This window comes from Ruminococcus sp. AM26-12LB, from assembly GCF_003480785.1.
GTDB classification, from domain to species: Bacteria; Bacillota; Clostridia; order Lachnospirales; family Lachnospiraceae; genus Blautia_A; species Blautia_A fusiformis.
On sequence record NZ_QUJX01000007.1, the window covers coordinates 21,165 to 46,978 of the forward strand.

General features: G+C 44.4%; 21 protein-coding genes, 1 pseudogene and 1 riboswitch. Of the genes and pseudogenes, 18 read left to right on the plus strand and 4 right to left on the minus strand.

Annotation, left to right across the window (positions count from 1 at the left end; genetic code table 11):
- The first annotated feature begins 3 nt into the window (after positions 1 to 3).
- A riboswitch (FMN riboswitch) is annotated at positions 4 to 121 on the plus strand.
- A gap of 136 nt (positions 122 to 257) precedes the next feature.
- Positions 258 to 893 (plus strand): ECF transporter S component, encoded by a 636-nt coding sequence (locus tag DW694_RS06485; protein WP_015526219.1) that lies wholly within the window; start codon positions 258 to 260, stop codon positions 891 to 893.
- Positions 894 to 1,020: 127 nt separating this feature from the next.
- Here DW694_RS06485 and DW694_RS06490 read toward each other — a convergent pair whose 3' ends face one another.
- Positions 1,021 to 2,409 carry an MATE family efflux transporter gene (locus DW694_RS06490; protein ID WP_286186888.1) on the minus strand — a complete coding sequence of 463 codons (1,389 nt, stop codon included), beginning with the start codon at positions 2,407 to 2,409 and terminating at the stop codon, positions 1,021 to 1,023.
- 182 nt (positions 2,410 to 2,591) lie between these two features.
- Here DW694_RS06490 and DW694_RS06495 point away from each other — a divergent pair, with 182 nt between their 5' ends.
- The gene (locus DW694_RS06495; RefSeq protein ID WP_118752727.1) at positions 2,592 to 3,203 is read left to right on the plus strand and encodes an NUDIX hydrolase; all 612 of its coding nucleotides are present in this window, start codon (positions 2,592 to 2,594) and stop codon (positions 3,201 to 3,203) included.
- A gap of 45 nt (positions 3,204 to 3,248) precedes the next feature.
- Here the strand turns inward: DW694_RS06495 and DW694_RS06500 are convergent, their stop codons facing one another.
- Entirely contained in the window at positions 3,249 to 3,770 is a 522-nt protein-coding gene (locus DW694_RS06500; RefSeq protein ID WP_015526216.1) for a hypothetical protein, read from the minus strand.
- Positions 3,771 to 4,118: 348 nt separating this feature from the next.
- Here DW694_RS06500 and DW694_RS06505 point away from each other — a divergent pair, with 348 nt between their 5' ends.
- From DW694_RS06505 to DW694_RS06525, 5 genes are all read left to right on the plus strand, one after another.
- Complete coding sequence (locus tag DW694_RS06505) at positions 4,119 to 5,303, plus strand: cyclopropane-fatty-acyl-phospholipid synthase family protein (protein ID WP_015526215.1); 1,185 nt, start codon at positions 4,119 to 4,121, stop codon at positions 5,301 to 5,303.
- Positions 5,304 to 5,684: 381 nt separating this feature from the next.
- Positions 5,685 to 6,713, plus strand: a complete 1,029-nt coding sequence (locus DW694_RS06510; RefSeq protein WP_015526214.1) for an alcohol dehydrogenase catalytic domain-containing protein — start codon at positions 5,685 to 5,687, stop codon at positions 6,711 to 6,713.
- Between the two features lie 430 nt (positions 6,714 to 7,143).
- Positions 7,144 to 7,641, plus strand: coding sequence for a nitroreductase family protein (locus DW694_RS06515; protein ID WP_118752728.1), 498 nt, complete (start codon positions 7,144 to 7,146; stop codon positions 7,639 to 7,641).
- A gap of 177 nt (positions 7,642 to 7,818) precedes the next feature.
- Positions 7,819 to 8,040, plus strand: coding sequence for a hypothetical protein (locus tag DW694_RS06520; protein ID WP_059086708.1), 222 nt, complete (start codon positions 7,819 to 7,821; stop codon positions 8,038 to 8,040).
- A 539-nt stretch (positions 8,041 to 8,579) separates the two neighbouring features.
- Entirely contained in the window at positions 8,580 to 10,277 is a 1,698-nt protein-coding gene (locus DW694_RS06525) for a carbon starvation protein A (RefSeq protein ID WP_021652743.1), read from the plus strand.
- A gap of 107 nt (positions 10,278 to 10,384) precedes the next feature.
- On the opposite strand, the pseudogene DW694_RS06530 reads toward DW694_RS06525, so the two are convergent.
- Positions 10,385 to 10,579 (minus strand): annotated as a pseudogene (locus DW694_RS06530) (AraC family transcriptional regulator); the annotation flags it as partial.
- A gap of 31 nt (positions 10,580 to 10,610) precedes the next feature.
- On the opposite strand from DW694_RS06530, the gene DW694_RS06535 reads away from it, so the two are divergent.
- The 10 genes from DW694_RS06535 (at position 10,611) to udk (ending at position 22,602) form a co-directional block, all read left to right on the plus strand.
- Positions 10,611 to 12,488 (plus strand): S8 family peptidase, encoded by a 1,878-nt coding sequence (locus DW694_RS06535; protein ID WP_353615804.1) that lies wholly within the window; start codon positions 10,611 to 10,613, stop codon positions 12,486 to 12,488.
- A gap of 162 nt (positions 12,489 to 12,650) precedes the next feature.
- A complete protein-coding gene (locus tag DW694_RS06540; protein WP_118752729.1) occupies positions 12,651 to 13,472 on the plus strand; it encodes a DUF4428 domain-containing protein in 822 nt (273 codons plus the stop codon).
- A 146-nt stretch (positions 13,473 to 13,618) separates the two neighbouring features.
- Complete coding sequence (locus DW694_RS06545) at positions 13,619 to 15,286, plus strand: histidine kinase N-terminal 7TM domain-containing protein (protein ID WP_059086716.1); 1,668 nt, start codon at positions 13,619 to 13,621, stop codon at positions 15,284 to 15,286.
- Positions 15,283 to 16,626, plus strand: coding sequence for an ATP-binding protein (locus tag DW694_RS06550; protein WP_286186889.1), 1,344 nt, complete (start codon positions 15,283 to 15,285; stop codon positions 16,624 to 16,626). The genes DW694_RS06545 and DW694_RS06550 overlap by 4 nt, the downstream gene beginning before the upstream one ends.
- The gene (locus DW694_RS06555) at positions 16,574 to 17,200 is read left to right on the plus strand and encodes a response regulator transcription factor (RefSeq protein WP_022426201.1); all 627 of its coding nucleotides are present in this window, start codon (positions 16,574 to 16,576) and stop codon (positions 17,198 to 17,200) included. The genes DW694_RS06550 and DW694_RS06555 overlap by 53 nt, the downstream gene beginning before the upstream one ends.
- Before the next feature lie 113 nt (positions 17,201 to 17,313).
- A complete protein-coding gene (locus DW694_RS06560) occupies positions 17,314 to 17,838 on the plus strand; it encodes a hypothetical protein (protein WP_118752731.1) in 525 nt (174 codons plus the stop codon).
- Positions 17,839 to 18,256: 418 nt separating this feature from the next.
- Positions 18,257 to 20,221 (plus strand): electron transport complex subunit RsxC, encoded by a 1,965-nt coding sequence (rsxC, locus tag DW694_RS06565; protein WP_118752732.1) that lies wholly within the window; start codon positions 18,257 to 18,259, stop codon positions 20,219 to 20,221.
- Between the two features lies 1 nt (position 20,222).
- A complete protein-coding gene (locus tag DW694_RS06570; RefSeq protein ID WP_118752733.1) occupies positions 20,223 to 20,843 on the plus strand; it encodes a methylenetetrahydrofolate reductase C-terminal domain-containing protein in 621 nt (206 codons plus the stop codon).
- Positions 20,844 to 20,927: 84 nt separating this feature from the next.
- Positions 20,928 to 21,806 (plus strand): methylenetetrahydrofolate reductase, encoded by an 879-nt coding sequence (locus tag DW694_RS06575; protein ID WP_015526188.1) that lies wholly within the window; start codon positions 20,928 to 20,930, stop codon positions 21,804 to 21,806.
- Between the two features lie 175 nt (positions 21,807 to 21,981).
- Positions 21,982 to 22,602 carry a uridine kinase gene (gene udk / locus DW694_RS06580; RefSeq protein ID WP_021976352.1) on the plus strand — a complete coding sequence of 207 codons (621 nt, stop codon included), beginning with the start codon at positions 21,982 to 21,984 and terminating at the stop codon, positions 22,600 to 22,602.
- A gap of 112 nt (positions 22,603 to 22,714) precedes the next feature.
- On the opposite strand, the gene DW694_RS06585 is transcribed toward udk, so the two are convergent.
- Positions 22,715 to 23,848, minus strand: coding sequence for an ROK family transcriptional regulator (locus tag DW694_RS06585; protein ID WP_118752734.1), 1,134 nt, complete (start codon positions 23,846 to 23,848; stop codon positions 22,715 to 22,717).
- A 247-nt stretch (positions 23,849 to 24,095) separates the two neighbouring features.
- Here DW694_RS06585 and DW694_RS06590 point away from each other — a divergent pair, with 247 nt between their 5' ends.
- Entirely contained in the window at positions 24,096 to 25,712 is a 1,617-nt protein-coding gene (locus DW694_RS06590; RefSeq protein WP_021976971.1) for a mannitol dehydrogenase family protein, read from the plus strand.
- The last annotated feature ends 102 nt before the right edge of the window (positions 25,713 to 25,814 follow it).

The following is a 25,814-nucleotide window of genomic DNA, read 5'->3' on the forward strand; positions in this document are numbered from 1 at the left end:
AGAAAATTTCTTCGGGGCAGGGTGTGATTCCCTACCGGCGGTATAGTCCGCGACCCGCTTTGGCGGCTGATCTGGTGAAATTCCGGAACCGACAGTAAAGTCTGGATGAGAGAAGAACGCGCAGTATTTAAAGAACGTGCTCAGTGCCCCGGGAAGAAGCTCCCGGGGCTTTTTATGTGAAGAAATAGAAATTTTTTTCGCATAAAGATTTCTTGTGGAAATTTTCTTTGAATATTTCTGAAGAAGGAGAGAGAGTTATGAGTGAACAGATATTACAGAGAGGAAATGCCGTGGAAAGAAGCAGAACAAGGACCATCGCGCAGGTAGCCATGCTTGGTGCTGTGGCAGGAGTATTAATGAATCTTGAGTTTCCGATCCCGTTTCTTGCACCGTCTTTTTATCAGCTTGATTTTTCCGAGGTACCGGTTATGGTAGGAACCTTCGCTATGGGACCTGTGGCAGGTATCCTGATCGAACTTGTGAAGATTCTCGTACATCTTGTGACGAAGGGAACCATGACTGCCGGTGTTGGTGATGTTGCCAACTTCCTGTTTGGATGTGCCTATGTGGTACCGGCCGGTCTGATCTATCGTTTCCGTCACAAAAAGAGCAGAGTACATGCAGTTGCAGGTATGGCAGTGGGAACAGTTCTGACAGCGATCCTTGCATGCTTTGTCAATGCCTTTGTGCTGCTTCCAGCTTACGGTAAGGCGTTTGGAATGCCGATCGAGACCTTTATCCAGATGGGAAGCGCAGTACACAGCTCCGTAAACGGACTGCTTACCTTTGCACTGCTGATCATTGCTCCGTTTAATATCTTTAAATATGCACTGACATCTCTGATCGTATTTGTAATTTATAAGAAGATCCGTGTTGTACTGAAGGGTGACTGATCATAAGCAGCTGCCGGAGGATGAAGAAAAGATCAGAAATTGGTGGTTTCAGATAAATATCTGAGAATGTGAGAAATGCCATGTAATATATTGCCGATGGGCAGTAAATTACATGGCATTTTTTATGTCAGGCGTTTTGTTCTGCAGCTTTCATGACTCCAAGCTCACGTCTGGCAAAAACAACGGCCAGCACAAATGCAGAGGTATCTGCAATTGGTCCTGCGTACATGACGCCATCGATTCCGAAGAAGACCGGGAAGATGACGATCAGAGGCAGCAGGAAGAGTACCTGCCTTGTGAGGGACATAATCACACCAAGCCTGGCTTTTCCAATGGAGGTAAAAAAGCAGGCGGACATAGGCTGGATCCCGTTGGCAAAGGTCATCAGCATGAAGATGCGGAGATATTTTTCTGCAAAATGAAAGTACAGGTCGCTGCCGTTTCCGAAGATGCCTACGATCTGATGCGGGAAGAACTGGAAGCAGATAAAAAATATGGTTGCGATCACAGTACATAAGGTTACGGAATAGCGGTATGTCTGGCGTACACGGCTGTATTTTTCGGCACCGTAGTTAAATCCCAAGATGGGCTGGGAGCCCTGGGAGATTCCGATGCAGATGGCCATAAATACCTGATTGACTTTGGAAATGATCCCTGCACAGGCGATTGGAATATCACTCCCGTAGGCGGAGAGTGCTCCGTAATGGCGAAGTGTGTTGTTCATGACGATCTGCACTGCAGCAATGGCAACCTGATTGATACAGGATGCCATTCCCAGAGAAAAAATGGCAGACAGATTGCGTGCCTTAGGAATCAGCATGGAGTGGTCCAGGTACATTTTCCGGAGTCTGGAAAAATAAAAGATGATCAGAAGTCCGGATACGATCTGGCCGATCACGGTTGCCCAGGCTGCACCTTTGATGCCCCAGCCGAATCCAAAGATGAAAAGCGGGTCCAGGATGGTGTTGATGGCGGCACCGGCCAGGATGCAGGCCATGGAATAGGTAGGACTCCTGTCTGCTCGGATCAGGTGGTTGCCGCCTGTGCTTAAAACATAAAAGGGAAGTCCAATGGCGGTGATCCCTATGTAATCAATGGCATAGGGCATGACGTCCGGTGTTCCGCCGAAAAAATGAAGCAGTGGCTTCAGGAACAGAAGGACAATGACAGAGAGTATCGTACCGGAGATTATCAGCGTGGAGAGTCCGGTTCCTGCAATGGAGCTGGCTTTTTTTTCGTTTCCTGCGCCCATTTCCAGGTTGTAATTGGAGGCGCTGCCGATTCCCAGGAGCAATGCAGCAGCAGTAGAGATAATGGTTACGGGAAATGCGATGTTTGTGGCGGCGTTTCCAAGCATTCCTACGCCCTGGCCGATAAAGATCTGGTCAACGATATTGTACAGAGCGCTGACCAGCATGCTGATGATGGCGGGAATGGCGAATTTGGCGATCAGGCTGCCTACAGGGGCGGTTCCCAGAGGGTTTTCGGCCTGGGCAGCATTGGTCTGATTTTTCAATGTTTTTTCCTTCTTTCTTGTCTACAGTAGCTGTTTGGTAATGTAATAAGTAAATTTAAATTTTATAGCAGGGTATTTATTATAGCACTATTGTGAAGGGAGTGTAAGTATAAAAAATTGACCTTTGGTTTTGGATGGGATAAAATGTTTTTAGAAAAAATTTTCGGGAAGGAGTTTTTCAGATGGGTAAGATCAATAGTGTGAAAAAACTTACAGATAATAAGTTCGTGAATCTTTATGGAGTGGATGCGACCAGTGTACATGATACGCCGGTTTCTTATTTTGTGGCCTCCAGGGCGAAGTGTGTGGAGGATATGAAGCTTTCTACAGGGGAGAATCATCCGGATGGGGTGATCATTTACAGTGTTTATGGAGAGAAGCGGGATAAGGTTGTGCTGATCCGTCAGTATCGGTATACGATCGGCGGGTATATTTATGAGTTTCCGGCGGGGCTTGTGGAGCCTGGGGAGGATTTCCATGAGGGTGCTGTGCGGGAGATGTTTGAGGAGACCGGGTTGAAGCTGGAGCCGATCAAGGTTGCGGAGGCTTTTGAGAAGCCTTATTTTACGACGATTGGGATGACGGATGAATCCTGTGCTACGGTTTATGGGTATGCCAGTGGTGAGGTTAGTAAGGCTGCTCAGGAGGATAGTGAGGAGATCGAGGTTGTGATCGCGGACCGGGATGAGATCAGGAGGATCCTGAAGGAGGAGAGGGTTGCGATCATGTGTGCTTATATGCTGATGCATTTTTTGAAAGATGAAGAACCATTTGATTTTTTGAAAGAAATCTGAGAAAAAATCAAGGGGAATCTGCCGTTGGCGGATTCCCCGTTTTGATCAGAGTTCTATGAGTTTTCCCAGGTCTTTGTTGTATTTGCAGTATTTGCCGTTTTCGGAGATAAATGGCTGGTAGGTGTCGGTCCGGTTGTCTTTGACGTAGACGATTCCGGTGGCGATCATTTCTACCAGGGAGAAGCGTTTGCTTAAGCTGGAGATCCAGCGGTAGGTTTTTTCGTTGCCGGAGTCTGCCATGAGGAGGTTGTAGCCGCCTGGGCAGGCTTCCAGGGTGAAGTAGACTTTCTGGGACCGGATGGAGGTGTTGAAGACCTGGCCGGTGATGTAGGTGGAGAAGTTGGTTTCTACAAATTGGCGGAAGGTGTAGAAATCGTAGATCACGCCGGTGGTCTCATCTTTGATCTTGTCGCCGCGTTCGATGCGGGCTTTCAGGAGCTTGAGGACTTCGATGGTCCAATTGATGAAGGAGATGCTGCTGTAGGTCATGCTTTCCTGAAGTTGATCGACCAGCTGTTTTGACAGGATGTTGGATTTTGATGCTTCATTAAAAAGTTCTTCGTTCATAAGGTTCCCTCCAGTGTTGGATTTTTATATGGTTTTCGCTCTTTTTTTGTATCTTTTATTATAAGTCTGAATTATATATAAAGCAATAAAAAATGCATAAAATACAAAGATGATTATCGGGAAATGATATATAATTGACGATTATGTTTTGAAAATGTCAGTGCTTTTGAGGGCTGGGTTAAATGTGGACTTTAAATATCGAGTTAATTTGGATAACTATAAATAATTATAAGGAAGAGTTTTACCAAATATTCTCATTTTATTGATAAAATTTTGTTGTATATCTCCCTTGACATAAAGCCTTCCTCCGGGTGTATCATAGTGCTGTGCTAAAGGAGGTAGACTATTATGTTTGAGACATTACAGGAGAAGACGGAAGAGAAAGCAATGGTGCAGTTCCTTGAACGCTTTACAGATTATCCATTTCTGGTAAAGTTCAAGAATTCCGAGTATCACATCGGAGAGGGTGAACCTACATTTACGGTGAATTTTAAGAAAGCGATTCCTCTGGCGGATCTGATGAAGAGCACATCCCTTGCACTGGGTGAGGCGTATATGCGTGGGGATCTGGATATCGAGGGAAATCTTTATGAAGCGCTGGATCATTTTCTAGGTCAGATGGGGAAATTTTCTACCAATGAATCTGCTCTGAAAAAAATCATGTTCAGTTCAACATCAAAGAAGAACCAGGAAAAGGAAGTGACCAGCCATTATGATATTGGAAATGACTTTTATAAACTTTGGCTGGATGAGACTATGAGTTATTCCTGCGGGTATTTTATCCATGAGGATGATACGTTGTATCAGGCACAGGTAAATAAAGTTGATTATATCCTTAAAAAATTACATCTGGAAGAGGGTATGAGTCTTTTGGATATCGGCTGCGGCTGGGGTTTTCTGCTGATCGAGGCAGCTAAGAAATATAAGGTTCATGGTACCGGTATCACCTTAAGTCATGAACAGTATGCAGAATTTCAGAGACGGATTAAGGATCAGGGGCTGGAAGATTATCTTACGGTAGAGCTGATGGATTACCGTGATCTGCCGAAGAAGGAGTATCAGTTTGACCGTGTTGTCAGTGTCGGTATGCTGGAGCATGTTGGACGTGATAATTATCAGCTGTTTCTTGATTGTGTGGAAAAGGTTCTGAAGCCGGGCGGACTGTTTCTGCTTCACTTTATCAGTGCTCTGAAGGAGCATCCGGGTGACCCGTGGGTCAAGAAATATATTTTCCCGGGCGGAACTGTTCCGAGCTTACGTGAGATCCTGAACCATATGGCAGAGGACAATTTCCATACCCTGGATATCGAAAATCTCCGTCTGCATTACAATAAGACATTGCTTCACTGGGAAAAGAATTTCCGGGACAATATTGAAAAAGAAAAGACTATGTTTGACGAAGAGTTCCTGCGTATGTGGGATCTGTACCTGTCAGCATGTGCGGCAACCTTCCACAACGGAATTATCGATCTTCACCAGATTCTTATGACCAAGGGTGTGAATAATGATCTGCCGATGACACGCTGGTATTGATAAAAGCCTTTACAAACCTGCCGGAAAGGAATATCATACTTCTATAAAATTATTTATTAAAGCGTATAAGGAGCCTGTGGATTCAGCATATGATTACAGAAATGCTGAATCCGCAGGCTTTGTTTTTTAACCGATAAACCGCGAAGGAGTTATTCGGTCATGAGCAAGTAGCGAAGCGTATTGCGAATATTCGCTTGACTATTCCGTTTACCGATAATTATGGAATGTGCATAAAAACAAAGCTGCAAACTTGTTCAATAAGCAGAATCATAGAAAACTATCTTGACAGATCAGAAGAAAAGAATAATAATGTAATTACTTTAATAAAATAATTAATAAAAGATGATATGCAATAGAAAGAAATTAGAGGAGGAGAATAAGATGCTTCAACAGGTAATGACAAATCCCGGAGAGATTATTTTCAGAGAGGTTCCGGTTCCGGAAGTGGGAGATGACCAGGTTCTGGTTAAGATCATGAACATTGGTATCTGCGGATCAGATATCCACGTATATCACGGTAAGCATCCTTTTACAAAATATCCGGTAACACAGGGACATGAAGTATCCGGTGAGATCACGGGGCTTGGAAAGAATGTGACAGGTTTTAAGGTTGGCCAGAAAGTAACCATCGAGCCTCAGGTATACTGCGGACATTGCTATCCGTGCCGCCATGGAAAATATAATCTCTGCGAGGAACTGAAGGTTATGGGCTTCCAGACAACAGGAACAGCTTCTGAATTCTTTGCAGTAGATGCATCTAAGGTAACACCGATCCCGGAGGAGATGTCTTACGAGGAAGGTGCAATGATCGAGCCGCTGGCAGTTGCAGTCCATGCAGTGAAGCAGATGGGCGATGTAAAAGGGATGAACATCACAGTGATCGGTGCAGGTCCCATCGGAAATCTTGTTGCGCAGACAGCCAAAGGAATGGGGGCAGCCAGGGTTATGATCACGGATGTCAGTGACCTTCGTCTTGCAAAAGCAAAAGAGTGCGGCATTGATATCTGTGTAAACACAAAGGAGAAAAATTTCGGAGAGGCACTGGTAGAGGCATTTGGTCCGGATAAGGCAGATGTGATCTATGACTGTGCCGGAAATAACATCACCATGGGACAGGCCATCCAGTATGCGAGAAAAGGCAGCGTGATCGTACTGGTAGCGGTATTTGCGGATATGGCAACCGTTGACCTTGCTGTTGCCAATGACCATGAGCTGGATATCAAGAGTACTATGATGTACCGTCATGATGATTATGTAGATGCCATTGATCTTGTAAATGCGGGAAAGGTTCATTTAAAGCCGCTGATCTCAAAGACATTTAAGTTCGCAGATTATCTGAAGGCTTATCAGTATATTGATGAGAACCGTGAGACAACCATGAAGGTTATCATCAATGTGCAGGAGAAATAATTTCTGAAGATTATAAGTGATATAAGAAAAACTCCCGGATGTTTGGCTGTCCGGGAGTTTTCAGATGGTGGCGGTGTCAGATTATGGGAGAATTTTTGGAACAGTTTTGAGTGATTTGTTTATTGATGTGTGGTATGGTTATTATATCTTATAGGATTCTTGTCTGTATGGACATTCTGAAAGCTTCGTATTCTGGAGCGTTTTCCATTTTAAGTTCCTGTAGAGTTCGTAAAAATACGTTTTATGGGGTTTTTATGTTTTGATGATGTGGTATAATTTGGATATACCGGTGGGAGTGATCAATCGTTTGTTTTTGGATGGACGGTCGGATGAAGTGCAGCGTGTGATGACGGATGTAAAATGGCGTCAGAAGCTGTATGATGAGTATGAATTGTAACAAGTGATATGAGTATGACGAGGAGGAATTAGCATGGAGAATATTTTTCACAGAGTAAGTATTCGTAAATATGAAGATAAACCCGTAGAGAAGGAAAAGATCCTTCAGATCCTGAAAGCAGGTATGCAGGCGCCAAGCGCGTGTAATCAGCAGCCGTGGGAATTTTATGTTGTGACAGATAAGGAGAAGATACTGGAACTTTCCAAAGCCACTCCCTATTCCGGATGTGCAGCAGGTGCACCGGTTGTGATCGTTCCGGTATATCGGAAAGAGGGATTGCCTGTTCAGGATATGGCACAGATCGATATGTCTATCGCACAGGAGAATATCTGGCTGGAAACGGATGCACTGGGACTTGGCGGCGTGTGGATCGGAATTGCACCGCTTAAGGATCGTATGGCGTTGGTCCATGATATTCTGAAGCTTCCGGAGAATGTGGAGGTATTTTCTCTTTTTGCCCTGGGGTACCCAGCAGAGAGCAGAATGCAGCAGGATCGTTTTGATGAGAGCAGGATCCACTTTGTAGAATAAAAAAAGCCTTCTTTGAGGAAGATAACATCCGGAAACAGAAGAAGTCTGAATGTAGTGAAAAATACCAATAAATCCTCTGAAAATTTGTGCAGAACGCATTTTGCATGACCGGGATTTTTACGATAAAATGTAAGTATAAGAACTGAAAAACTGCATTAAATGAAAGAGGTGAAGGGTATGAAGGAATATGAGATCATTATTGAAACCATTAATCCCTGCGGCGGCGATCGTCATTCTCAGCAGGAGATCATTGAAGCAAATATCGAGAGCCCGGAAGCTTTCGTAAAAGAAAAAGGAAGATTTCCGATCATTGATAAGATCGAGAATCCCGATGGCGGAGTCGTGATCGTAACCGGTGACGGAAAAGGATACATGGTAAGATATACATTTTCTGAATAATGGATAATGCGGCGTATGTGACGGAAAACGGATCGTAAAGCAGAGCTGGGATCAGATCTGGCTTCGTTACATACGCCGTGTTTTGGCCTTTACCTAAAAAATGCATAAAAAAACATATGCAAATTTATAAAATATATATAAATTATTTGTTGAATTTTTATAAAAAAAGGAGTAAAACATTAGATAAATAAAAAAGAGAAATGCATGGAACAGGACAGATCACAAGAAGCAGACCGGATCACAGAGAGCCGCAGCTGGTGAGAAGCGGCAGAAGGTATTTTGTGATATCACCTGGGAGCATCCCGCTGAATAGAAAGGTTAAGTAAGCCGGGACGTAGTCTTCACGTTACAGAAGAGGCTGTTTGATATGACAGTAATAAGTGGTCGCGTTTAGCAATAAATACGATAATACAAAGTGGTACCACGGAACATTCCGCCTTTGTTATCCGAAAGGATAGCAAGGGCGTTTTTTGATGCAATAACTGTTTTACGGTCATTGTATCATGTATAAAAAACACAAAGGAAAGAGAGTTGATATTATGAACGGAATAACAATGATGATCATAGCCATTGTAGTTCTCGGAGGCGCATATCTTCTGTATGGCCGTTATCTCCAGAACAAATGGGGCATTGATCCGAAAGCAAAAACTCCGGCATACGAAATGGAGGACGGAGTTGATTATGTACCGGCTGATACAAATGTAGTATTCGGACATCAGTTTGCATCCATAGCAGGTGCGGGCCCGATCAACGGACCTATCCAGGCCGCAATTTTCGGCTGGCTGCCGGTTCTGCTCTGGATCCTCATCGGAGGTGTATTCTTTGGAGCTGTGCAGGATTTTGCATCCATGTACGCATCTGTAAAGAATAAAGGACGTACGATCGGATATATCATCGAAGCGTATATCGGAAAGCTTGGAAAAAAATTGTTTCTTTTATTCTGCTGGCTGTTCTGTATTCTGGTTGTTGCCGCATTTGCAGATGTTGTAGCAGGAACCTTTAACGGATTTGTCGCAAATGATGCAGGAACAGTTACAAAGGTAGCGGCAAACGGAGCTGTTGCAACCACTTCCATGTTATTTATATTTGAGGCTGTTGCACTTGGATTTTTCCTTAAATATACAAAATTCAACAAATGGGTCAACACTGCAGTCGCAATTTTACTGCTGGTAGCAGCAATTGTGCTGGGACTTAATTTCCCCATGTATGTAAGTCTTGGAACCTGGCATATCATTATTTTTGTATACATCCTGATCGCCAGTGTCGCTCCTGTATGGGCACTGCTTCAGCCACGTGATTATCTGAACAGCTATCTGCTCATTTTTATGATCGTCGGTGCGGTTATCGGTGTATTTGTTGCTAATCCTTCCTGTAACCTGAAGGCATTTACAAGCTTTAACGTAGACGGACAGTATATGTTCCCGATCCTGTTTGTAACCATCGCCTGCGGTGCTGTTTCCGGCTTCCATTCACTGGTATCTTCCGGTACTGCATCCAAGCAGATCAAAAATGAGAAAAACATGCTTCCTGTTTCCTTTGGAGCAATGCTGATGGAAAGTATGCTTGCCATCATCGCACTGATCGCAGTTGCATCCTTTGCAGATGGTGAAGCAGCAGCACAGGGACTTACAACACAGCCGCAGATTTTTGCAGGTGCTATCGCAAACTTCCTTTCTGTAGTTGGCCTTCCGCATTCACTGGTATTTACTCTGATCAACCTTGCTGTATCCGCATTTGCATTGACCTCTCTTGATTCTGTAGCCAGAGTCGGACGTCTGTCATTCCAGGAATTTTTCCTTGATTCTGATACAGATGAGGAAAACATGAGCCCGTTCCTGAAGGTAGTAACAAATAAATATTTCGCAACAGTCATTACACTGGTACTTGCCTACATGCTTACAAAGGTCGGCTATGCAGAAATCTGGCCGCTGTTCGGCTCCGCAAACCAGCTGTTATCTGTACTCGCTCTTGTAGCCTGTGCAGTATTCTTAAAGAAAACAAAACGTCAGGGCTGCATGCTCTGGATCCCGATGGTATTCATGATGGCAGTTACCTTCACAGCACTTGGCATGACCATCACAAAGCTTTCAAAGGCACTGGTAACAACAGGACTGGATCTTGGAAACACCTTACAGCTTGTATTTGCAGTATTACTGCTGATCCTTGGTGTACTGGTAGCGATCCAGGGCGTGAAGAAACTGCTTGAGAAGACAGATGATAAAAAAGCAACAGCATAATATTATCGGATGAGATCACGGATTTCTGTTTGGCTGAAGAGGCATGAGTCATATAAATGGCTCATGCCTTTTTACATCCATGGAATTTTGAGATATCTAAAGACGATTTATGACCCCATGCGCCTGCATTCATTGGGAGTCATTCCGAATTGCTTCTTAAAAGCAGTCTGAAAGTGACTCTGGCTGGAAAAGCATAAAAAGGTGCTGATCGTACTGATGGATTTGTTGGTATATTGCAACAATTCTTTCCCTTCTTCCAGTTTGCAGCGCAAAATAAATGCGCTGACAGAAAAACCAAGGGTCTTTTTAAATAATCAGGAAATGATGGCTGCGATGATGGAAGGAATGCCGCTTCGTCAGTTGTTAAGCTTCGTTCCCGGAATTAAAAGAGAAATGCTGGAACAGATGGCTGGTTCTTTAACCGAAGGCGTTGCATATAATAAAAAAAAATGTATCAATGGAAATGAAAGCCTTATGCCAGACCAGAAATTAGAGAATCTACTTAATCTTGCCATGAATGCCCTGCCGCATGAGCGGGCAAAATCGGAAAATCTGAATGTGGGATATGATCCCACCACCAGGCTGTGGGATGTGATCGTGAAGTACAGCGGTCCGGAAAGCGGACTTGGTGGTGAGAGGATACAGGTGGTCCCGCTGCTTGGCAGCTATGCAGTAGTGACATTGCCGGAAACGGAAATTTCTGCATACTCAGTCAGAGAGCAGATCGAGTTTATAGAAAAGCCCAAGAGACTTTATTTTGAGACCTTTGAAGAGCGGGAGGCAAGCTGCATTTTGCCGGTGCAGAATGGAGCCGATGGCTTAACCGGCAAGGGGATTTTGGTGGGTATTGTGGATTCCGGGGTGGACTATTTTCATCCGGATTTCAGAAATGAGGATGGAAGTACTCGGATCCTGCGACTGTGGGATCAGAGTGTAGCTGGAAATCCACCGGAAAACTATGTATCAGGAACTGAATATACGAAGGAAGAAATTGATGAGGCGCTTGCACTCGGGGAAACCGAAGGCAGGCGCCTTGTTCCGTCTGGGGATTTCAGCGGACATGGAACAGCAGTTCTTGGAATAGCAGCAGGAAATGGGAGAGCATCGGATGGAGTGAATCGAGGCGTTGCGTATAGAAGTGATCTTCTAGTGGTAAAAATGGGAAATCCACGGGAAAATTCATTTCCGCGGACAACGGAGCTGATGGAGGGTATTGATTACCTGATACGGCAGGCAGTGAAGATGAGAAAACCGATCGTTATAAACGTCAGCTTTGGGAATAATTATGGTTCTCACAGAGGGGATTCTCTTCTGGAAAACTATATTGATACAGTTGCGGCCATGGGGCGGACTGTGATCGTTACAGGAACCGGAAATAACGGCAGCCAGCCCTGGCATGCAGGAGGAATCCTGCAGCAGGGGAAAACAGAAGAAATCCAGTTGGCGGTGGGAGCTTTTGAGCCCACATTAAATGTACAGTTATGGAAGGATTATGAAGATGAGATGGAAATTTATCTGGAAAGTCCGTCCGGAGAACGGATCGGTCCATTATATGAAAGGCTGGGGCCACAGCGGCATCTGCTGGAAAATACAGAGCTTCTGATCTATTATGGAAAACCCGGTCCCTATCAGCTGTCCCAGGAAATCTACATAGATTTCATTCCGGAGGCTAATTATGTGGACAGCGGTGTCTGGAAAGTTCTTTTAAGTGGAAAACGTGTGCGCTCCGGGCAGTATTTCCTCTGGCTGCCGGGTGGAAATGTACTGAATCGCGGAACCGGGTTTTATTCTCCGCGGGCTGTGGGAACTTTGACGATTCCTTCCACTGCCGGAAAAGTTATTTCTGTTGGAGCTTATGATTCCAGACAGAATGCCTACGCAGATTTTTCCGGAAGGGGAAGTCAGTTCTTGCCGATCCGGAAGCCTGATCTCGCAGCTCCCGGTGTATCCATCTCCGCCCCGGTTCCCGGCGGAGGCTACGCCACTGTCACCGGAACCTCCTTTGCGGCACCCTTTGTCAGCGGAAGCGCAGCTCTGCTTATGGAATGGGGGATCGTGAAAGGAAATGATCCGTTTCTTTATGGGGAAAAGGTGAAGGCGTATCTGAGGAAAGGCGCACAGAGTGTGGGCGGATATGAGGAATATCCGAATGTGGAGGTGGGATGGGGACGGTTGTGTCTGGCAGAGAGTATCCCATACGGTATATCCTGAACATATAGAAACGGACAGGATTTTCAGATACGAGCCTTATGATCCTGACATTGATATGAAGATGAATTCAGTTACTGTCAGAGATGCTAGTGCAAATGGCGAAGCATTCACGCATAATGTAGATAAACAAAAACACAAATATAAAAAGAAGGAGGATTGGGTATGGGATTATTTGATAAGAAGATCTGTGATATCTGCGGAGAGAAAATAGGTTTATTAGGCAACAGAAAACTGGATGACGGAAATCTGTGTAAGGATTGTGCAAAAAAATTGTCACCATGGTTTGAAGACCGGCGGCACAGTACGGTAGAGGATATAAAACGTCAACTGGAATATCGTGAAAAAAACAAAAAAGCCGTAATGGATTTTTGTATAACACGTCAGATCAATACCAGAAATTACAATGTTTTTATTGATGACAATAAGGGGAATTTTACTGTTGCACGGAAGCTGGATGTCAATGAAAATCCGGATATAGTTCCTTTATCCGCTGTTGTGCAGTGCAGAGTTGATGTAGAGCGACAGCAGAACGAGGAAACATATACAACAAAGGATGGAGAAACCGTAAGCTATCAGCCACCGGTATATAAGTATGAATTTGATTATACTATGCGTATTAAGGTAAAAAATCCATGGTTTGATGATATGGATTTTCGTTTGAATACTTTTTCCATAAGCAGCGATAACAGAGGGGAATTGATGGAAGTGGAGCAGACAGGTCATCAGATCATAGCCGCCCTGACACCAAATGCGGCTGGAATGCAGCAGTCCGGGATGAACATGAACAGCGGAATGCAGCAGTCCGGGATGTACATGAACAGCGGAATGCAGCAGCCCGGGATGAACATGAACAGCGGAATGCAGCAGTCCGGGATGTACATGAACAATGGAATGCAGCAGCCCGGCAGTTTATGGAAATGTCAGTGCGGTGCAGAGAATACCGGAAGGTTCTGCGAATACTGTGGTCAGCCAAGACCATTTTGAGTGATGATAGACAGAGTGGACAGAATTGTTCACTCTGTTTGTGATAACAGGGGTTGAGAATGGATGATTTCTCTGAAAACTATATAATAAAATAGAGTTTTATAGTATACTTATCACAGAGGTGTATTAATGAGAGAGGAATTTTCATGACATACAATAAAAAAAGGGCACTGTCGTATGGAGGAATCCTGATAAGTGTATTTCTGGCGTATTTCTGCAGGCTGGGAAGACCGGAAAATGTTTTTATGAGAAATCTCGCAGATCAGTGTCGTAACTGTATTTATCTGGGAATGTATTGTGCCTGGGTGATTTATCTGGAAAAGCATGTAGTGCATAGAAAAACGCGCAGATGTCTGACTGCAATTGGCTGTCTGATGGTCTTCTGGTTTTTTGTACGGACAGTAAAATTTCATATTTTTCATGATCCGCTTGGAGAACATATCTGCTGGTATCTGTATTATATCCCGATGATCCTGATCCCGGTCCTTGGACTGGCAGCAGCGATGTTTCTAGGGGAAAAGGATGGAGAGAAAACAGTCAGAAAAATTATTGCCTTGCTTGCTTTTGCGGTGGTTTTGATCATCAGTGTTTTTACAAATGATCTGCATCAGCTGGTGTTTCGGTTTTCCGGGCGGCCGCCGCTTTCAGATAGAGATTACAGCTATGGCATTCTTTTTATAGTGATCCAGGGATGGATCATATTTTGCCTGATATGGATGGAAATCATGCTGATCAGAAAAAGCAGGATTCCGGGAAGAAAGCAATTTTGGCTGCCGGTTATTCCGGGAATATTGCTTCTGGGATGGAATATCGGGAATTTACTCCGTCTGCCTCTGATCAAAACAATTGCCGGAGATATGACAGCGGTATGCTGCCTTTTGATGGCGGCAATTTACCAGGGATGTATATTATGCGGCCTGATACAGACGAACAATCGATATTTTGAATTATTCCAGACCTCCGGAGGACTGGATGCAGAGATTACGGATGATTCCTTTCAGCGATATTATCATTCCGGTGATTTTCCTGAGCTGTCACCGGAACTGCGTAAAATTGTAATAAATAGATCAGCTGTACAGGAACAGGGAATCCGGATCAACCATATTCCTATAAGAGGAGGACATTTGTTCTGGTCAGAAGATATTTCGGTGCTTCTGGATCAGTATCAGGATATCCGGGAACAGCAGGAGGAGCTGACTGCCAGAAATCGTCTGCTGCAGAAAACCTATCAGAAAGAAGCTGAGCGGAGAAAAACAGAAGAACAGAACCGACTGCTGAACATGATACAGAATCAGACAGCCGGGCAGCTGGAATTGCTGTCACAGCTGATGGATGAGCTGGAAAGAACGGAGTCAAGGGAACACTATGACCGGATCCTGGGAAAAATCGTGGTTGTTGGTACATATTTAAAAAGAAGAAAAAATCTGGTATTGACACAATATGCATCAGACGGAAATCTGCTTACAATGGAGGATCTCAGACAGAGTCTTGCGGAATCCTGTGACAGCTTAAAATTATGTAAGATCCGGGCAGCTTATTATGTCGAAAATGGTGAAGTGCAGCTGAATGCAGATGATATACTAAAATGCTATGATACCTTTGAATGGCTTGTGGAACGATTGTTTGATACAATGCAGTCTGTTTTTTACCGTGTGTCGCAGATCGATGATGCTTTGCGGATCTCGGTTCATATTGTAGCAGAAGCAGATCTTCGGGGATTAATGTCAGAAAGACCGGAATTAAATGTGCAGCAGGAAGATGAAAACGAATGGTTTATCGGATGTATCGTATTCAGAAAGAGAGGCGGAAGATGACTGATTTTGCGGAATGCAGTATGGCAATGCAGGATTTTTTGATGATCCTTCTTGAAATCTGCCTGATTCTGGAATTGATCCTTCTGTTGATCAGGATAACCTGTTTTTACGGGAAAAAGAAAATTATAACAGCAGTGACTGTTTTTGCAGTTTCTTTTATGCTTATGGGGTTCCTGATGAATGATCACAGATATTGCCAGGGGGAAAGCGCATATCAGCTAATGCTCCGAATGTGTCCGGTCAGTGTTTTGATGGCAGCGATGGTGGTATTGTTGCTTTATCTTTGCTGGGCAATCTGGAGAGAGAGACGCAGATATCATCATTCTCTGTCTTACTGGTCTGTGAATGAAGCTGTTGATGATGTTCCCTGTGGGGTGTGTTTTTCGGATCCTCTTGGAAGGATCGTTTTATGCAACACTAAGATGCATGAACTGAGCAGGATAATGACAGGCTCCTATCTGCAGGATTTTGAGGCATTGCGGAAAGTAATAAATGGAGGATCCGAAGCAGAGGGACTTCGCAGATTAAACAGTGACAGTAATGTATTTTATTTTCCGGATGATTCCGTCTGGATGTTTCAGGAATATCGTCTGCAGGAGCCGGATTGTGCAGGATATCTGCAGACAGTGGCAGTTAATGTATCAGAAATTTATTACAATGGTGAAAAAATCAGAGCAAATAATGAAAAGCTGGAAATCCTGAATCATAAGCTGGAGGAAATGTATGAAAAAATCGGAGATAAAATAAGAGAGCAGGAGACACTTGCCATGAAAATGCAGGTTCATGACAATTTTGGCCGAAGCCTTCTGTCAATACGCAGGATATTGGAAAGAAAAGAAAATCAGGATAAAATGGATGAACAGCTATCTGCACTAAAGCATCTGGTCTATATTCTTACAGATTCTTCTGTTGAGAATATGGAAGAATTATGCGCGGATACGATCAGGCATGCAGAAGAACTTGGAATTTATGTTCAGATCAGCGGGGATTTCCCTCAGCATCCCTCCTACAGGCTGCTGACAGACAGAGCGATCCGTGAATGTGTGACAAATTGTGCCAGACATGCCCATGGAAGTACAGTTCTGGTGAAGATAGAAAAAGGTGCAAATGAATACAGCATCCGGATAACGAATGATGGAGATGCACCTGAAAAAAATGCAGAAGAAGGTGGTGGTCTGTCTGCACTGAGAAAAGCTGCGGAGTCAGAGAAATGTATTATGCAGGTTTCTTTTTCGCCGGAGTTTTGTCTGGTGTTGAAAATGCCACTGACAGAAAGGATGGGAGTCTATGGTACGGATACTGATAGTAGAAGATCAGAGGATCATGCAGAAGTATTTTGAGAGTATTATTATGCGGGAACCGGAATTCCGACATGTCCAGACAGTTTCGGATGCCTGTGAAGCTGTAAAGATCTGCTCTTACTCGGCAATTGATCTTGTGCTTATGGATGTGCAGACATTTCATAATCATGATGGGCTGAGTGCCGGAAAGATCATCCGGGAAAAATATCCATATACAAAGGTATTGGTTGTTACTTCGCTGATCGATCCCAAGGTGCTGGAAAGAGCAAAGAGCGGATGCGCAGACAGTCTCTGGTATAAGGATCACGGGGAAGAGGAAATACGGAGTGTGATCTACAGAACGTTAAATGGGGAGCATGTATTTCCGGATGTGGCACCGGAGGTGGAACTTAACTGGATCACAAGCGGTGATATCAGTCCCAGACAGCTGGAGATGCTGCGCCTGTACATTCACGGGATGTCATATTCCGAGATCGCAAGGAAAATGGACTGCTCTGCTTCAGGGGTAAGATGGAATTTTCAGGAAATGATCGCCAAGGCGGGATACAGCTGTAAAGAGGATCTGATAGCAGCTGCACTGGAAAGTAAACTGATCGTAACCACACTGAAATAGAAGATCCACAGAATGCAGAAACATATTCAGATAGAGGAAATTTGGCGTGAGCTGACGGAGCATTCATAAATACATCATAAAATTTTGAATAATAGAAGAAAGAGGAAACAGACATGAGTGATTTTTTGACAGAAAAAAATAAAAAAACAGGAATACTGGGGAAACTGAAATGGGTTCTTTGTGGCTTTTTTATACTTTTTTCCCTGGGAGCTATTGGCGCATCGGAGAAGTATATCCGTGAAGGGCGCTGGGGAATGGCAGCAACAGAGATCATACTTGGATTGCTGTTTCTGTATCCGACCTTCCGGGAGATACAAAAAACATTAAAGAAGAAAAAAGCCGGAGAAATCGCCTGCTGGTTTGAATCCTATGCTCAGAATACCGTCTCATTTGAAAAGCTTGAGCAGGAACTGGGAAAAGGTGCAGTGAAAAAGCTGGAAAAATTTATTGCCGGGGGATATATCCGGAATATCCAGATAGACAGAGAAGGAAATTATATTATGATCACTGCACCGAACAGACGCGTAAATGAGAAGATCTATATTACAGTTACCTGCCCCAGCTGCGGTGCAAAGAATCAGGTAATAAAAGGTCGTCTGAGCACCTGTGAATATTGCGGACAGCGTCTTACTCCATGATAAAAGACACCTTTCGGATCTGTCCTGTTAAAGGTAAGATCCTTGTGCAATATGCTCAATGCATAAAAAGGATATTTTATAAACAAAATTATATAAGTTGCATATAACTAACGCATGTAACATAACAGAAATTGTACAAATATCCGTACACCCATAAATTTTTGGAATGAAATCATAGAATAATTTTATAAAAATAGCCAATAAAACTGGATAATATGTTCAAATTATGGTACATTTATTGTAGCGGTCAGAGGAAATACTGCGGCCTTTTTGTGGTTGGGATTTCCGGAGGGCTGAACAAATAACGTAGAACTTATTTATTTGGTTTTATTGTTTCTTTCCTGGGAGTGCAGAGAAGGAGGGAACGGATAAGAGCAGATAATCATAAGGATATAATCTTTATAAGGAAGGTGAGCAATTGGAAAACTATACTAAGTACAAGCTGAAAAGCAGTGATGAGCTTGCATCAGTGCTGAACGGCAGGGACAATCTGTTTGTAATCGCCTGTAACAAGTGTTTCAAGGAATTTGAGACCGTTGACGAACCGGATTGCGAGGAATTCCTGAAATTTGCTGCGGAGCAGGGAAAAACCGTCACAGGCAGTGCGAAATTCGATTTTCTGTGCAACAAGATGCACACAGAAAGAAAATTACAGGATCTGCTGCCGGAAGGTACAGAGAATGTAGTTGTGATCTCCTGTGGTCTTGGTATCCAGACTGTTGCAGATCTGACCGGTAAGCCGGTGATCGCAGCAAGTAATACCCTTAACTACAGAGGCCATCACGGCATGGCACTTACCAAAAAGAGCTGTGATGCATGTGCACAGTGCTATCTGAACATTACCGGAGGCGTCTGTCCTATCGTCGACTGTTCCAAGAGTCTTGTGAACGGACAGTGCGGCGGAGCAAAGAACGGGAAATGTGAAGTGGATCCTAACAAGGACTGCGCATGGGAGAAGATTTACCAGAGACTGGCAAAACAGGGTCGTCTGGAAGAGTTCCTGAACCAGCCGGTACAGGTACGTGATTACTCCAAGGTTAACTTTAAGGTGATCAATGATTACGTGAAGTCTATCAGAGAGGACAGACTGAACGGATACTATGGTGGCGTTCATCCGTCAGAGCACAAGGAATTCAGCGAGCATATCGATCTGAAGAAATTCCCGGATCCGAAGACGGTTGTGATCTCCATGTCCCAGCATCTTGGTGCACCTGCCAACCCGATCGTGGAAGTAGGCGACACAGTAAAGGTTGGACAGAAGATCGGAGAAGCTGCCGGATTTATCAGCGCACCGGTACATTCTAGTGTAAGCGGAACCGTAGTTGCTGTTGAGCCACGTATGCATGGTACAAGAGGCAGTGAGGTGATGGCAGTTGTCATCGAATCCGACGGAAAAAATACTCTGCACGAATCCGTACAGCCACATAAAGCCCTGGACGAACTTACACCGGATGAGATCATTGAGATCGTAAAGGATGCCGGAATCGTTGGTATGGGTGGTGCAGGTTTCCCGACCTGTGTTAAACTGAAACCTGCGAAGCCGGTTGATACCATCCTTCTCAACGGATGTGAGTGTGAGCCATATTTAACAGCAGACCACAAGGTTCTCCTTGAGTTTGCAGATGACATTATTTTTGGTCTGAAAGCGATCCTGAAGACAACAGGTGCCGAGAAGGGTATCATTGTCATTGAGGATAACAAGCAGGATGCCATCGAATTAATGCAGGAAAAAGTTGCCGATATCGGAAACATGGAAGTATTTGTCGCAAGAACCAAATACCCGCAGGGTGCTGAGAAAACTCTCATCAAGCGCGTTATGGGCAGAAAGGTTCCAAGCGGCGGTCTTCCGGCAGATGTTGGCGTTATCGTAGATAATATCAGTACCGTAAAAGCAATCTCCGATGCGATCCAGAAGGGTATGCCGCTGATCGAGCGTGTTGCAACCGTAACAGGCGAGAAGATCAAGAATCCTGGCAACTTTATCATCAAGATCGGTACCAGCGTAAAAGAGCTGATCGATTACTGCGGTGGATTTACAGATGACGATGTTCTGGTCAAGATGGGCGGACCTATGATGGGATTCCCTCTGAATACTCTGGAAGTACCTATGATGAAGGGCTCCAACGGTATCATCGCCATTGATACAGACGAGACCAAAGAGCAGCCATGTATCAAGTGCGGACGCTGCGTGGACGTATGTCCGATGGAACTTTCTCCTCTGTATTTCGTAAAATATGCGAAAGAAGAGAACTGGCAGGGCATGAAAGACATGAGCATTATGGACTGTGTTGAGTGCAGATGCTGTCAGTATATCTGTTCTTCCAAGATTCCGATCATTAACAGCATCAAAGCCGGAAAAAATGCAGTAAGGGGGATGAAGTGATATGTTGATTACCCAGTTAAAAGCAAAAGAAACTATCGTATCACTGGCAGCCGGAAAGAAAGTTTTTATCATCAACTGCCATGGATGCAAGGAAGTTCGTTTTCCGGAAAAAGAGGCTGTTGCACTTCAGAAGGAACTTTCCGCTGAAGGAAATGTGACAGGGATCATGACAACGGATTATATCTGTAATCCGGAAAATATGCAGTTACGTCTCCAGAAACACATGAGCAAGATCCAGGAAGCTGACCTGGTTCTGGTATTCTCCTGCGGCGTTGGTGTTCAGACCATCGCAGAATATCTGGAAGACAAGATGGTATGTGCAGCCTGCGATACATACCCGGTACCTGGTTTCCAGGGTGTAACACCACTGGAATATAAATGTGACCAGTGCGGTGAGTGTTATCTGAACCTTACCGGTGGAATCTGCCCGATCACAGCATGTTCCAAGAGTCTTGTCAACGGCCAGTGCGGTGGTTCCAAGAATGGTAAATGCGAAGTGGACAGCGACATGGAGTGTGGATGGGAGCGCATCTACAGACGTCTGAAAGAGATCGGACGCCTTGACGCACTGAAATGCCCGACACAGATCCATAATTTCGCTACAGATGATGAAGTGAAATAAGAAGCTTGATGAAATTATGATATTGTCCGCCTGGAACATGGCGGCCAATACCCCAAATTTATAATGATTGGAGCAAAGTATAATATGAAAATGAAAGAATTATTCGACCGTGGTGAATTTGTAGTTTCTGCTGAAGTAGGACCGCCAAAAGGGATCCATGTAGATGAGCTGGTAGAAGAAGCCAAAACTTACCTGAAAGGTGTTCATGCAGTTAATGTAACAGATAACCAGTCTTCAGTAATGCGTCTTGGATCTCTTGCAATGTGTAAAGTCCTCAAAGATGCAGGAATGGACCCGATCTTCCAGCTGGCATGCCGTGATAGAAACCGTATCGCACTGGAGTCTGATCTTTTAAGTGCAGCTATGCTTGGTATCGAGAATATCCTCTGCCTCACAGGTGACCACACAAAGATGGGCGACCATCCACAGGCAAAACCGGTATTTGATCTTGATTCTGTATCTCTTCTTCATACAGTACAGCTTCTTGAGTCCGGTGTAGACCTTGGTGGAAACCAGCTGGTTGGTGAGCCTCCGAAATTCTCCAAAGGTGCCGTTGTATCTCCATGCAGCGATTCCGTTGACGCTCAGCTTGCAAAGATGGAAAGAAAAGTTGCCGCAGGTGCAGACTACTTCCAGACACAGGCTGTATTTGAGCCGGAGAAATTCATCAAATTCATGGAAAAAGCAAAACAGTTCGGAAAACCGGTACAGGTTGGTATTATCATTCCGAAGTCCGCTGGAATGGCTAAGTTCATGAACAACAACGTTGCCGGCATTCATGTTCCGGATGAGATGATCGAGGAACTGAAAGCAGACAAAGAGAAGACAAAAGCTGGTATCACAGGTGTTGAGATCGCTGCACGTATCATCAAAGAGTGTAAGCCATACTGCCAGGGTGTACATATCATGGCACTTGGATGGGAATCCAAGATCCCGGCACTTCTTGAGCAGGCTGAGATCTGATCAGAACGATTGCTTTATAAAAAATAACCAGAAAAGCTGTCCGGAACCGGATGCAGGAGATGCACACCGACCGGGCAGCTTTTGTGTAAGAAAAAGCTTCTTTATACGGAAAAACTCTTCGGGAAGCCTGCGGGATCCACAGCGGAAGAATTCTAGATTAAGAGGTAAAGAGACGATGGAAAGTATTATTATCGGGATCGCCGGAGGATCAGGTTCCGGCAAATCTACATTTACAAACAGACTGAAGAAGCATTTCGGAGACGATGTGGTGGTGATCTATCATGATAATTACTACCGCAGACAGGACGGAATTCCTTTTGAAGAACGTGTGAAGGTGAATTACGATCACCCGGATTCACTGGAAACCGATCTTCTGGTCGAGCATCTCAAAGAACTCAAGGAGGGCAAAACCATCCAATGTCCGGTATACGATTACAGTCAGCACAACCGCTCCGACAAAGTGCTGAAGATCGAACCAAGACCGGTCATTCTGGTAGAAGGAATCCTGCTTCTTGCAGATCCCCGTATCCGAGATCTTCTGGATATCAAGGTTTATGTGGAAGCAGATGCAGATGAGAGGATCTTAAGACGGATCTCCAGAGATGTGGAGGAACGTGGACGGGATTTAAACGGAATCATCGATCAGTATCTTACCACAGTAAAACCGATGCATTATCTGTATGTGGAGCCTACACGGGCGAAAGCAGATATTGTGATCAACAGCGGTAAGAATAATGTGGCCTTTGATCTGTTTGTGTCAAAGATCGGGCAGCTGCTGAAAGAACTGAAAAAATAATAAGTAAAATAAAAAAAAGCATGTCATACCTTAGGACAGAGCGGATCAAGTTATATCCGTCTGGCTGTGTATGACATGCTTTTTTGAGCGGTTCAGGTGAAGCTGCCTGTATTCACACGCTCTGTATAAATTTTTCCACATAATATAAAGCTGCACCAATGGCAGGTGTATACTGTCCGTGGGTACCGACCAGAATCTGATCTTTATCCAGGGTAAAGGGTGCGCCTGTGTTGATGTGTTCCAGCAGATAAGTGATGTCTTCTTCCGTAAAATAAGGTGCCAGATATCCGCTGATGATGATCGGCGCATCGATGATCAGGTTCAGGTTTTTCATGGCAAATGCCAGATGGTTCAGGTAATCTTCCCAGTGCTCAGCAAGCCGGGGAGATTTTTTTTCGCGGAGCAGCGGGAAAAATTCCTTCACAGGCATCCCCGCAGACTGTTCCAGAGCATTGGCAGAGCAGTAGGTCTCCAGACAGCCACGGTTTCCACAGTAACATAAAGGACCGTCCGGGTTCACGCACATATGCTCAAGTGTTCCGCTGTGCATGGAGCTTCCCTGATGGATCTGATGGTTGGTGATAATGGCACCGCCCAGGTTTCGGTTCAGAAGGAACACGACAGCACTGTCAAGCTCCGGGTGATTCCACAGCTCCAGAAAAGCGGCGGATTTGGAATCGTGTTCCAGATGGCAGGGGTAAGGAAGATGCCGGGAAAAATCCTCCAGCTTCATGCCGGTATTGTTCATGATGTTTCCATAGATCACAGTGGAATTATCCGGAGAAGTGATCCCCTGTGTGGCAATGGAAACGCCCAGGATCTTTTCCTCCGGATAGTGATTCTCTGCGATGAATTCCCGTACTTTATCGGTCAGCTGTCTGTAATACTCTTCTGTGTTGGAATAGGGAAGAGCAATGGTTTCTGTATAAAAAGCATTTCCATATAAGTCGATGGCTGTGATATGGAACATGTTTTTCAGGATCCCGATGCCAATGGAAATCCGAAAATCCGAGGCGATCTGGATGGCCTGTGCCTTCCTTCCGCCTGTGGAATCAAAATATCCGTTTCTGTCGATGAGTCCTTCTTTTTCCAGAAGGTTCAGGTTCTGGCTTACTGTGGAAAGTCCCATCTGCAGGTCCTGGACGATCTGCATTTTGGAAGCCTGTTTTGCTTTGTATATATACTGGTAAACCTTGGAGCGGTTTATTTTCTTTAAATTGATGGTGGTTAATCCTTTTTCACTCATGAGATTCTCCTGATAAAAGTCATTATAGATATGTTTAAGTCTTAAATATATTTTAGTATAAATTTGCGGGAAATGCAATGTAGGAGCGCCTGAGTAAAAGTAAACAAAAATATAAGAGGAAAATTAGGTGTTTTGTCAATGGATTTTTTAAAAAAATAGTTTTATACTCTACTTACAGTTAATACATAAGCATAAGTGAAAGACATAAATAATAACGAAATATAAGAAAACAGGGAGGTTCAAGATTATGAAATTAACAAGAAATGGAATCAAGGAACGTGAAGCATGGAAGAAAGCAGGTATCGATCTTCCGGGATACGATGTAGAGGCTGTGACTGAGAAAGCGAAAAAAGAGCCAGGCTGGGTACATTTCGGAATCGGAAATATCTTCCGTGTATTTATCGGCGGTATTGCAGATGGTCTTCTGGAAGAGGGAGTTCTTGACAGAGGTATCACATGTGTAGAGACTTTTGATTATGACGTAGTGGATAAAATTTACGCGCCATATGACAACCTTGGCTTAAATGTCATCCTTCACGGTGATGGAACCCGTGAGTACAAAGTTCTCGGGGCACTTGCAGAAGCAGTGAAAGCACAGTCTTCTGATGCTGAACAATGGAACCGCCTGAAAGAAATTTTTGCGGCTAAATCTCTGCAGCTGGTTTCTTTCACGATCACAGAGAAGGGCTATGCACTCCAGAAAGCAGACGGAACATGGTTCCCGTTTGTGGAAGCAGATATTAAAAACGGACCGGATAAGGCAACGGGAGCAATGGCAGTTCTTGTGGCTATGCTGAATGAGAGATATAAAGCAGGGAAATATCCGATCGCTCTGGTATCTATGGATAACTGCTCACAGAACGGCGCCAAGCTTCGTGAGTCCGTGCTGACTATGACAGAGGAATGGCATAAAGCAGGTTTTGTAGATGATGGATTTGTAGATTATGTAACGGATGAGAAGGTGGTTGCATTCCCGTGGACCATGATCGACAAGATCACACCTCGTCCAAGTGAGCAGATCGCAGCAGACCTTGAGAAGCTTGGCGTTGAAGATATGCAGCCGGTGATCACAGGAAAGAAAACATACATTGCACCATTTGTCAATGCTGAGAAGCCACAGTATCTTGTTATCGAGGACAGCTTCCCTAACGGACGCCCTGCTCTGGAAAAAGGCTTCGGCGTATATATGGCGGACAGAAATACCGTCAATCTCTCCGAGAGAATGAAAGTAACCGTTTGCCTGAATCCTGTACATTCCGCAACCGGCCCTCTTGGTGTGGTACTTGGCTATGATCTGTTTGCACATATGCTGAACACGAACGAAGATATGATGAAAATGGCCCGTATGGTTGCTTATGACGAGGGACTTCCGGTAGTTGCAGATCCTGGAATCCTTTCCCCGCAGGCATTTGTGGATGAGCTTTTCAATGACCGTTTCCCGAATGAGTATCTTGGAGATACAAACCTTCGTCTGGCTGTAGATGTGTCCCAGATGGTAGGTATCCGTTTCGGTGAGACTGTAAAAGCATATGTGAAGAAATTTGGAGATGCTTCCAGATTGACAGCAATCCCGCTGGGAATCGCAGGCTGGCTGAGATACATGCTGGCTGTAGATGACGAAGGAAACAAATTTGAGCTTGCACCGGACCCGATGAATGAGGAGATCACAGAGCAGCTTGGCGATATCGTGATCGGAAAACCGGAAACCTTCAAGGATCAGCTGAAGCCGATCCTTTCCAATGAGAGACTGTTCTTTACAGATCTTTACAAAGATGGTGTGGGTGAAAAGATCGAGGACATGTTCCGCGAGATGATCGCAGGACCTGGAGCTGTAAAGGCAACTATTCATAAATATGTAAAATAAAACCAGGGTTACGAAAATAGCTTATGTAAGTATTGAATAAAGAGAAATCCAGAGCTTGCACAGGTAGAACGCAGAATTGCAGAGTGATCGCATTTCTGAGCA